The 10,080-nt window shown below is 73.7% G+C and carries 10 protein-coding genes and 1 tRNA gene; 7 read left to right on the forward strand and 4 right to left on the reverse strand.

Annotated features, from left to right (window positions below):
* Positions 1–4 precede the first annotated feature (4 nt).
* Together orn and POF43_RS30765 are read left to right on the forward strand one after the other, a co-directional pair.
* Complete coding sequence (orn, locus tag POF43_RS30760; RefSeq protein WP_271325343.1) at positions 5–613, forward strand: oligoribonuclease; 609 nt, start codon at positions 5–7, stop codon at positions 611–613.
* A 145-nt stretch (positions 614–758) separates the two neighbouring features.
* Positions 759–831 (forward strand) — tRNA-His (locus tag POF43_RS30765).
* Between the two features lie 327 nt (positions 832–1,158).
* On the opposite strand, the gene POF43_RS30770 is transcribed toward POF43_RS30765, so the two are convergent.
* The gene (locus tag POF43_RS30770) at positions 1,159–1,632 is read right to left on the reverse strand and encodes a hypothetical protein (protein WP_372516162.1); all 474 of its coding nucleotides are present in this window, start codon (positions 1,630–1,632) and stop codon (positions 1,159–1,161) included.
* A 180-nt stretch (positions 1,633–1,812) separates the two neighbouring features.
* Here POF43_RS30770 and POF43_RS30775 point away from each other — a divergent pair, with 180 nt between their 5' ends.
* The 3 genes from POF43_RS30775 to POF43_RS30785 all read left to right on the forward strand — a co-directional run bounded on the left by POF43_RS30775 (position 1,813) and on the right by POF43_RS30785 (position 4,876).
* Entirely contained in the window at positions 1,813–2,544 is a 732-nt protein-coding gene (locus POF43_RS30775) for a rhomboid family intramembrane serine protease (protein ID WP_282704875.1), read from the forward strand.
* Between the two features lie 1,130 nt (positions 2,545–3,674).
* Complete coding sequence (locus POF43_RS30780; RefSeq protein ID WP_271325124.1) at positions 3,675–4,274, forward strand: HNH endonuclease family protein; 600 nt, start codon at positions 3,675–3,677, stop codon at positions 4,272–4,274.
* A 275-nt stretch (positions 4,275–4,549) separates the two neighbouring features.
* Positions 4,550–4,876 carry a chorismate mutase gene (locus POF43_RS30785; RefSeq protein WP_271318676.1) on the forward strand — a complete coding sequence of 109 codons (327 nt, stop codon included), beginning with the start codon at positions 4,550–4,552 and terminating at the stop codon, positions 4,874–4,876.
* A gap of 227 nt (positions 4,877–5,103) precedes the next feature.
* Here POF43_RS30785 and POF43_RS30790 read toward each other — a convergent pair whose 3' ends face one another.
* Together POF43_RS30790 and POF43_RS30795 are read right to left on the reverse strand one after the other, a co-directional pair.
* Positions 5,104–6,063: a spermidine synthase gene (locus POF43_RS30790; protein WP_372516163.1), complete on the reverse strand. Its 960-nt coding sequence runs from the start codon at positions 6,061–6,063 to the stop codon at positions 5,104–5,106.
* A 484-nt stretch (positions 6,064–6,547) separates the two neighbouring features.
* Entirely contained in the window at positions 6,548–6,997 is a 450-nt protein-coding gene (locus POF43_RS30795) for a MarR family winged helix-turn-helix transcriptional regulator (protein ID WP_271325736.1), read from the reverse strand.
* Positions 6,998–7,134: 137 nt separating this feature from the next.
* On the opposite strand from POF43_RS30795, the gene POF43_RS30800 reads away from it, so the two are divergent.
* Positions 7,135–7,398: a hypothetical protein gene (locus POF43_RS30800; protein ID WP_271325735.1), complete on the forward strand. Its 264-nt coding sequence runs from the start codon at positions 7,135–7,137 to the stop codon at positions 7,396–7,398.
* Positions 7,399–7,560: 162 nt separating this feature from the next.
* On the opposite strand, the gene POF43_RS30805 is transcribed toward POF43_RS30800, so the two are convergent.
* Positions 7,561–7,995: a hypothetical protein gene (locus POF43_RS30805; protein ID WP_372516164.1), complete on the reverse strand. Its 435-nt coding sequence runs from the start codon at positions 7,993–7,995 to the stop codon at positions 7,561–7,563.
* 280 nt (positions 7,996–8,275) lie between these two features.
* Between POF43_RS30805 and POF43_RS30810 the strand changes: the two genes are divergently transcribed.
* Positions 8,276–9,931: an NsdA family TPR-like regulatory protein gene (locus tag POF43_RS30810; RefSeq protein WP_282704876.1), complete on the forward strand. Its 1,656-nt coding sequence runs from the start codon at positions 8,276–8,278 to the stop codon at positions 9,929–9,931.
* The last annotated feature ends 149 nt before the right edge of the window (positions 9,932–10,080 follow it).

Here is a 10,080-nt window from a genome sequence, read left to right on the forward strand (position 1 = left end):
CCCCATGAATGACCGCATGGTGTGGATCGACTGCGAGATGACCGGGCTGTCCCTGCGCGACGACGCGCTGATCGAGGTGGCCGCCCTCGTCACCGACTCCGAGCTGAACATCCTCGGAGACGGGGTGGACATCGTTATCTCCCCGCCCGCCGAGGCGCTGGAGACGATGCCGGACGTGGTTCGGCAGATGCACACCTCGTCCGGTCTGCTGGAGGAGCTGGCCGGAGGCACCACGCTGGCCGACGCCGAGGCCCGGGTACTCGACTTCGTGCGCGAGTTCGTCAAGGAGCCCCGCAAGGCACCGCTGTGCGGGAACTCGGTCGGGACCGACCGCGGCTTCCTGGCGCGTGACATGCCCACGTTGGAGCAGCACCTGCACTACCGGATCGTGGACGTCTCCTCGGTCAAGGAGCTGTCGCGGCGCTGGTACCCGCGGGCGTACTTCAACAGCCCGCCGAAGAACGGCAACCACCGCGCGCTCGCCGACATCCGGGAGAGCATCGCGGAACTGCGGTACTACCGGGAGGCCGTCTTCGTGCCCAAGCCCGGCCCGGACACCGAGACCGCGCGGGCCATCGCCGCACGTCACACCCTGCCCGCCACCCCCCACTGAACCGTTCCGCCCACCGCCGTCCGCCCGCCCTCCGGCCGCCGGGCGGGTCGTCGGCGACCCCCGCGGCGACGCGCGGGACGGCGGGAGCGAGCATCGCCCGAAACCCTGTACACTCTTTCTCGCCGGTAGAAAACAGCCGGACGCGGTGGATGTAGCTCAGCAGGTAGAGCACCTGGTTGTGGTCCAGGATGTCGCGGGTTCGAGCCCCGTCATTCACCCTGCGAAGCAAGGCCCCTGATCTGCGGAAACGCAGCAGGGGCCTTGTTCGTTCCCGGGGTCTTTGTTCTCCCCGGGGCTTTGTTCGTTTCCCGGCCCTGTTCGTTCCGGGGGCCTTGTTCGTTTCCCGGGCCCTGGTCGTTTCCCGGGAGTGCCGGGGCTCCGATGTCGCGGAGTCCCGGCGTTCCAGCTTTCCAACGTGCAGACGATCCGGCGCTACGGAGTTACGGCGCCGGCGTTACGGCGCCACCGTTGCGGCGTTCCCGGGCGGCCCGGTCGCCGAAGGCCCGGACCAGTGGCCCGGGCCGGCGAACGGGCCGGTGAACGGATCAGTAGACGGTGATGTCCCAGTGGTTGCCCTCGTCGCAGTAGAGGTTGCCGGACGCGGCCTCCCACTGCGGGTAGCCGTCGCCGCGGAGGCCGATGTACGTGAAGTCGTTGTGGACATAGCCGTCGATGCACGAGTTGTGCGCGATGTCGACCTTGTAGCCGTTGTAGTGGCTGTAGGTGCCGGAGGCGTGGCCGACCTCGGTGCCGCCGGTGATGTTGATGGCGCAGCCGCTGGCGCCCTTGAGCGTGATGATCGCGTCGACCGTGCCGGAGTTGATCTGGTCGAACGACGTACAGGTGGAGTTGGAACGGGTCGTGCAGTTGCCGCTGGAGCTCCAGGTGATGCCGGCGGCCTTGAACTTCGCAGCGGCAGCCGCCTGGGTCATCTTGGTACCGCTGGCGTGGGCGGCGGGTGCGACCAGGCCGACGGTGGCGACCGCCGCGAGCAGCGCGGGCGCGAGCAACTTGCGCATGACCATTTTTTCCTCCTGCTGAGCCGGTTCGTGAAGTGGTCTTGGCTCTCCCCGACACCGCCGACCTCGAAACAGATCTGACAGGAACACGCCAATGCAACCGTTCCGCTTGTCAGAGGTGGTCCGTAGAGTTCGCGGTGGTGGGTGGCGATAGGTCCACCCTCGGGGTCGGGAGGCGTGGTGGACGCGGAGGAGATGATCGCGGAGGCCCGCAAGGCGTTCTTCGTGATGTTCGGATTCCTGGCGGTCGTCTGGGTGATCCAGATCGTCAACTGGGCCGACCACTACGCCCTGTCGCAGGAATACGGAGTGATCGGACACCGGCCGGGCCGGCTCGCCGACATCTTCACCTCGCCCTTCCTGCACTGGAGCTGGGCCCACATCGAGAGCAACTCCGGCCCGCTGTTCATCTTCGGCTTCCTGGCCGCCTACCGGGGCGTCACCCGCTTTCTGGGGCTGAGCGCGCTGGTGGTGGTCACCAGCGGGCTGGCGGTCTGGTTCTTCCAGGGCGGCGACGTCGACACGGTCGGCGCGAGCGGCCTGATCTTCGGCTACTTCGGCTACGTGGTGGTGCGCGGCCTGTTCGACCGGCACCTGATCGACACGCTGATCGGCGTCGTGATGGCCGCGTCCTTCGCCTACCTGCTCACCGTGGCGATACCCGGCACCCCCGGGGTGAGCTGGCTGGGCCACCTGGGCGGACTGGTCGGCGGCGTCGCGGGCGGCTGGATCTTCCGCGACCGCACCCGCAACGCCGCCCGCCCGTACGGCGGTTCGGGCTCCGCGGGCTCCGGCGGTCCCGGCGCGTCCTTCGACGACCCCTCCCCCGGCCGGCACCTCCCGGCCCGCCCCGGCGACGGCGACACCCGGGCGGACCTGCACAAGGAACTCGGCGACCTGGGCCTGCTGTAGCCGGCCGGCGGGGGTGGTATCCGCCGGCGGGGGTGGCGTCCGCCGGCGGGACTCGGCGTGGGCGGTCGGGAGGACGGGGGTCGCCGGTTGCCGGCGGACGGCGGCGCTCGGGCGGGCGGGCGTTGCCGGCTGCTGGCGGCGCTCGGATCGGCGGGCGTTGCCGTGTGCCGGCGGCGCCCGGGGGTGAGGGCTGCCCGGGGTTGGGTTGGCGCGCGCACGGAGAGGGGGCAACGGGGGCATAGGCGCCGCCTGTTGGCGGCGGACGGGAGGGTGAGGGCTGCCCGGGGCCGGGCCGGCACGCGCACGGAGAGGGGGCAACGCGGGCAGAGGCGCCGCCTGTTGGTGGCAGACGGGCGGATACGGGCTGCCCGGGGCCGGACCGGCGCGCGGAGGTGGCAGGGCGCCGCCCGGGGCCGGCACGCGCGAGGCGGAGCCCTGGCGGGGCGCGAGGGCGGGATGCGGCACGCCTGGGGGTCGGATGCGGCACGCCTGAAGACGGACGGCACGACCGCCGGCGCACCCCCACGCCCGAAGGCCGAACCACACGACCGCCAACGCACCCGCACGCCTGAGCCGGGCATCACGGTCCGCCCACGCCCCCGCACGCCCGAAGCCGAACCACACGACCGCCGGCGCACCCGCACGCCTGAAGGCCGGACCGCACGACCGCCAACGCACCCGCACGCCTGAAGCCACGCACCCCGATCCGCCCGCGCACCCCCACGCCCGAAGCCGGACCCCACCTCCGCCAGCGCACCCCACCCGCGAGCCCCACCCCTGAGCCCCGCCCCCGAACCCCCCACCCCGATCCGCCGGAGGCTGCCGCGCACGGGGGCAACCGCGTTCCGCGGCTGCGGAGTTCACGACCCACGGCGGCGGAGTTCACGACCCGCGGCGGCTGCCCCGGCACCGGGCGGGTCCGGGTGGCGCGGGTCCGGGCGGCGCAGGTCCGGGGCGCTTGAGGGGGCGTTGGGCAGGTGTTGGCCATTTCGTTACCGAACTGACTTGTCATGCTCACGTTATTTTGGCGGCGTGATGGGGAGATCAGGGCTGACGTTTCCGCTCTCTCGCCCCACAGGGAGAATTCCATGCGCCGTTCCGCGTCGGCTTGCGCAGCCGCTGCTTTTGCCATGGCGATAGCCACCGTCGGCCTGTCCTCCGGTGCGGCCTCGGCCGACCCGCCCGCCCCGCCGTCGCTGTCGACGGCCCGTACCGAACTGGCGGCACTGGTGGTCGCCACGCCGGACAGCATGACCGGCTATACGCGCGACGCCTTCGACATATGGGCGACGCAGCCGGACCACTGCACCACCCGGCAGGACGTGCTGGCCCGTGACGGGCAGGACGTGGTCGACGAGTCCGACGGCTGCCAGCCCTCCAGCGGCAGCTGGTACTCCGCGTACGACGACACCACGGTGACCGTCGTGGCGCAGGCGACCATAGACCACATGGTGCCGCTGGCCGACGCCTGGCGTTCCGGCGCCGACAAGTGGACCGCGGACCAGCGCAAGGCGTTCGGCAACGACCTGACCGACCCGCAGCTGCTGATCGCCTCCGAGTCCACCAACTCCAGCAAGGGCGACAGCGGCCCGGACGAGTGGAAGCCGGCGAACCAGGCCTTCTGGTGCACCTACGCCGAGGACTTCACCCGGGTCAAGTCGGTGTGGAGCCTGACCACCACCCAGGCGGAGAAGGACGCGCTGTCGTCCATGCTGGACACCTGCTCCTGATCAGGTGACGGCCGGCGGATCGCCGAAGGGTCCCTGGGCCCGCCGGAGTCCGCGAGCCGTCGTCCGGCGTTCACCGGCGCTGTCCGCCACGCACCGGTCGCCGTCCCCCAGCGGCGGTCGGGCCGTGGCGGTGGTCCGGGCGCCCGGCCCGAGGAGGAAACGGGCCGGGCGTCTCGGCATGCGGACATCACCCGGCTCACCAGGACGTACGGCGCGGAATCCGGATACGCTCGCGGTCCTCCCCTGACCACGACCGGGACCGGAAGGACCAGCCCATGGCCGAGCAGGTGACGATGCCCGAGGACGACGAGGTACGTCGCAAACTGCTGATGCTGCGTTCCAGCATCGACAACCTCGACGCCGCCCTGGTGCACCTGCTGGCGGAGCGGTTCAAGTGCACCCAGCGGGTCGGCCGGCTCAAGGCGGCCCACCGGATGCCGCCCGCCGACCCGGACCGCGAGGCGGCGCAGATCACCCGGCTGCGCGAGCTGGCCCTCGACTCCGACCTCGATCCGGCGTTCGCGGAGAAGTTCCTGAACTTCATCATCGAAGAGGTGGTCCGCCACCACAAGGCGATCGCCCGCGAGCCCCTGGACAACTGACCCGGCACCGGCCGCCGCCGAACACCGTGGAGCGGGCCGCACCCTGCCCCGGTACCCGCCGTGACGCCGGGCGGCCGTGGTCGGCGGAGCGGCTCAACCACCGTGCCGCCGGGCCGGGTTCAGCCCGACGCGCGGACTCCGGCACCGGTCGGCGGAAGACGGGTCGACGGCAGGAGCAGCCAGCGGGAAGACGGATCGACGGCAAGACCGGTCGGCGGGAAGGCCGCTCAGCGGAAGACCTCGGCGGGCGGGGCGGGGGACGCCTGGGCGGTGGCGTCGGTGACGGGGGTAGCGCCGCCGGTGAAGTCCCGCAGGGGGCGGCCGTGTTCGACGCGGCCGGGGTGCGGGTCGCAGGCGATGCGCCGGGTGAGGTCGACGACGGGCAGTTCGCGGTTGGCGGCGAGCAGCATCGCGTTGCCGAACCGGCGGCCGCGCAGCACGGCGGGGTCGGCGGCGAGCAGGGACTCCTCGAACCGGGTGCGTACGGTGGCGACCTGGCCGCGCAGGAACGCCAGCGGGCCGCCGTCGGCGAGGTTGGCCGCGTACCAGCCGCCGGGGCGCAGCACGCGCAGGACGTCGTCGAGGAACTCGCCGCTGGTCAGGTGGGCCGGGGTGCGGGCGCCGCTGAAGACGTCGGCGACCACCAGGTCCGCCCAGCCCTCCGGCAGCCGGGCCAGGCCCTCGCGTGCGTCGCCGGTGCGGACCTTGATCCGCCAGGTGCGGTCCAGCGGCAGTTCACTGCGCACCAGGCCGACCAGGGCGGCGTCGATCTCCACGGCCTGCTGGGTGGAGCGGGGCCGGGTGGCGGCGACGTAGCGGGCCAGCGTGAGCGCGCCGCCGCCGAGGTGGACGGCGTGCAGCGGGCGGCCGGGCGGTGCGACGAGGTCGATGACGTGGCCGATCCGGCGCTGGTAGGCGAACTCCAGGCGGGCCGGGTCGTCGAGGTCGACGTGCGACTGCGGGGCGCCGTCGATCAGCAGCGAGTAGGCGTGCGGGTGGTCGGGGTCGGCGACGAGTTCGGCGGTGCCGCCGTCCACCACCGCCCGCAGGGGTTCCGCCGTGCGGGAACGGCTCCGCGCGCCGTGCTCCGAAGGGGCCGGGGCACCGGGACCGCCGTCCGGTCCGGTACGCGTTCCGCTGCTGCGCCGTCGTGCTGCCACACCCCCAGTATCGGGGGTGACCGCCATCGGGGTGACCCGGAGCCGGCCGGGTGCCGCCGTACAGCGGGTCACGGGCCGCCGCACACCGCGCCGACCAGCGCGTTCGCCGGCCAGGACGGTTTCAGCGGGCGGACCGGGCGACGGGCCGGCAACCGTGCGGCGCGGGGCCGGGGCGGGCGATGGGCGGCAATCTGCCACTTGCGCTCACCGTACGTACTTTCGAATCACCGGCACCGGACCACGTGACCCCAGTCGCGACCGCATGGCCGTCACGTCCCACGCACGGTTCGCCACCCGGCCGGCCCGCGGTGGACGAACGGCCTGGAGGGTACGCACAGTTCGCGCCGAGCGGGCCGCACCGGATGGCCGTCGCCCGGTGCGGCGGCCGGGTGGCAGGCTGCGCGTGCAGCCGGCGCCGCCGGGAGCAGGGGGCGTTCCGCGAGACCGCGGAGGTGAGCATCGGCCTGCGCAGGCCCTGCGCCCTCGGCAGTGCCGCCCGGGGTGCGGCCGATTAGGCGTCCGGCGTGGTGAGGGCGGCGGCGAGGCGGTCGAACAGGCGCGTGAAGGTGGCGCGTTCGTCGTCGCTCCAGTCGGCGGTGGCGCCGTCGATCAGGCCGAGGAGGCGCTCGCGCATGCCGCGCACGGTCTGCTCGCCGAGGTCGGTGAGGGCGAGGCTGGTGGAACGGGCGTCGGTGGGATGGGCCCGGCGGGTGAGCAGGCCGGCCTGCTCCAGGCGGGAGGCGTAGCGGGTGGTGACGGTGCGGTCGAGCCCGATCTGCTGGGCGAGTTCGCTGGCCGTCGCCGTGCCGAGCCGCGCCAGGCCCGACAGCACCGGGTAGGTCGTCTCGTCGACACCGGCGGCGTCGCCGACCAGTACCCGGTAGAGATGGGAGCGGTTGGTGCGCAGCAGCAGGCTCCCGAATGTGGCGGCGATCCGCGCGGCGTCGTCGTGTCCGGACATGCGGGCCAGAGTACGCGAGACATGCACGTTCATTCAGCACGTTCAAAAAGCGCGTTCATGAAGCACGTGCATTTTGCACGCTCTGCTGGTAGCGTCCTTCTTGTGCGAACGACTCGCACCCCCACCAGGAGGAACCCATGAGCCAGCCCGTGCGCCCCGAAGACCTGCTCCCCGACGGCGCGGACACCTGCGTCATCAACGACGTCGAGGTCCGCAAGGGCAGCGTCGCCGCGTTCGTCGCCAACGCCAAGCGCCTCGACGGTCTCGAACTCGGCACCCCCGAGGACACCGAAGTGCGCGCCCAGCTCCGCAAGCTCGTCCCCGCGCTGCGCGCCGTCGGCGTCCTCGACGTCTTCACCGTCCGATCCGAAACGCTCGCGGACCTCATCGCACACGCTTGACCCCCGCGCGGGACGCCGGCACCACGCCCCGCGCATCAGCCCCGGCACCGCGGCACCGCCGCCCGCACCCGCCACCGCGCCGCACCCGCACCCGCCGCCCGCCACCACGCCGCAGCCGCAACCACACCCCGGCAACACCCCGCACCCCGAAGCGACGCCCCCTCAGCGCCCGGCGGCCTCGATCGTGCCGGCGGCTTCCGTGAGGGCCTCGCGGAGCAGGGCCGGGTCGGTGACGGCGGCGGCGTGGGCCGGGGGGACCAGCCAGCGGGCGCCGGCCTGCGGGGGGCCGGCGGCGAAGCGGCGGCCGTGGTCGCGGCCCGGCGCCGGACAGCAGGCGCTGCCCGGCAGGTCCCAGCCGGCGGCGGTGCCGGCCGGGACCAGGAAGCCGAGGGTCCGCCCGCCCCGGTCGTGCAGCACGGGTCCGACACCGGTGCGCAGCCGGAGGATGTCGACCGCCTCCAGGCCCTGCCGGCACGGCACGGTCACCAGGTCCCGGGCGGGACGGCCGGGCGGCGCCGGGTCGCCGCCGTCCGCGGCGGGCGCGTGACGTCCGCGGAGCACGGACGCGGACGAACCGAGTGCCTCAACGGTGTCCACCGGGGAATCTCCTCGTCTCACTGCCGGGCGCGACACTGCCCGCTCATTGATGGACAACGCGGGAACGCGTCAACCGACACGCGGCGGTTCCCCGTCAGGAATGGCAGTTCATGGCACATGGTCGGCGGGATATCCGCTTTACCGCCACTTTGCGATGCTTTTCTCCGGGAACTCCCTGTGCCGGGTCGGTCACAGCGGGTACCGTCGTTCCGCCGTCGAGGCTCGTCGACCCGCTCGACTCGCCACCATCCAGCGCGGACTCACAGCGGAGGACACTGCCGTGGCGCCCTCACCGTCCACCCGGCCCCCCGGCCCGGCCACGCCCAACCCCGCCTTCCGGCGGCTGCGCGGCGACCTGTCGCCGGGCGAGTTCTCCGCGGCGGTACGCCGGGCCGCCCGCGAGATCGGCGAACGGGTCAGCTGCGACGCCCGGTACGTGGGCCGCGTGGAGTCCGGCGAGATCCGCTGCCCCAACTACGCCTACGAGCGGGTCTTCAAGCACATGTTCCCCGGCCGGTCACTGGCCGACCTGGGCTTCGCACCGCGCGAGTCGGTACGCGGCCGACCACCCGGCGGCCCGTTCCGGAACCCGGCGGACGCCGGCGGACACCCCCGCCCCGACAGCTTCCCCGACCCTGTTGCCGACAACTTCCCCGGCCCTTTCCCCGGCCCCCGCCCCGGCCCACTTCCCAGCAATGGTCCCGGCACCCCTCCCGGCTCCCTTCCCGAGACCCTTCCCGACAACGGTCCCAACACCGTTCCCAACGACGGTCCCGACAACGGCGGTCCGGAGCGCGGTTCCGACAACGGTCCCGGTCCTTTTCCCCGCAACGAGGAGAGCGACGTGTTGCGTCGCGCGTTCATCACACGGGCGCCGGCCGCCGCACTGGCGGCCGCACTGCCGATCGGGCCGGTCAGCACGGTCCCGCGGCAGGCGGGCGGCCGGGTCGGCGGCTGCGAGGCCCGTTCGGTCGAGGAGTCGGTGCGCCGCATCCGGCTGCTGGACGACCGGCACGGCGCCGACGGGCTGTACGCGCGGGCCGGCCAGTGCCTGCGGGAGGCGTACGCGCTGCTGGAGCGCAGTTCCTACAGCCGCCCGGTGGCCGACCGGCTCTACTCCGGCTCCGGCGAACTGGCGATCTCGGTCGGCTGGCTGGCGCACGACTCCGGGCGGCACGGCGAGGCCCGGTCGTACTACGCGGAGGCGCTGGCCACCGCCCGGGCGGCCGGCGATCCGGCGCTGGAGGCGCACGCCTTCTGCAACGCCTCCTTCCTGGCCCGCGACGACGACCGGCCGCGCGAGGCGGTCCGGGCCGCGCAGGCCGGACAGCAGGCGGCGAAACGGCTCGGCTCGCAGCGACTGCTGTCGCTGCTGGCGTTGCGCGAGGCCGGCGGCTGGGCCGGGCTGGGCGACCGCACGGCGTGCGAGCGGGCGCTGCTGCGGGCCCAGCGGTTGCTGACGTCCGGCGGCGGACCGGGCGACGGGGGGCCGGAGTGGATGACGTTCTACGGCGAGGCGGAACTGGAGGGGCTGGAGGCGCAGGCCTGGGCGGCGCTGGGCGACCACCGGCGGGCCGCCGCGCACGCCCGGCGCGGGGTACTGCTCCAGGACCCGCACTTCACCCGCAACATCACGTTGTACAGCGCCGAGTTGTCCGGCGCCCTGGCCAGCGGCGGCGAACCGGACGAGGCCGCCGAGACCGGCAACCGGGTGCTGGACCTGCTGGGCGACCGGGTCCGTTCCTCCCGCATCCAGGCCATACTCGCCGGTACCGCCCGCGCCCTCGCCCCGCACCGGCACCGCCCGGCGGTGGCCGCGTTCCTGGCCCGCAACGAGGCCGCCGAGACACTGAGCACCCCCGAGACCCCACCGGGACCGGCGGCCGGACCCGCGACCGGACCACCACCGGGCGCCCCCGGAACGCAGGCGGACTGACAGCCGCGATCCGGCGGGAGCCGATCCGCCGGCGCGATCCTTGCGGCCCCGACCCCGCCGGCCCCGACCTCGACGGCACCGATCCACCGGACCCGACCCGCCGGAGGCAACCCGCCCGGCGCCAGCCCGGGGCCCCCCCCCCCCCCCGC

The organism is Streptantibioticus silvisoli, assembly GCF_027947535.2.
Classification (GTDB): domain Bacteria; phylum Actinomycetota; class Actinomycetes; order Streptomycetales; family Streptomycetaceae; genus Streptantibioticus_C; species Streptantibioticus_C silvisoli.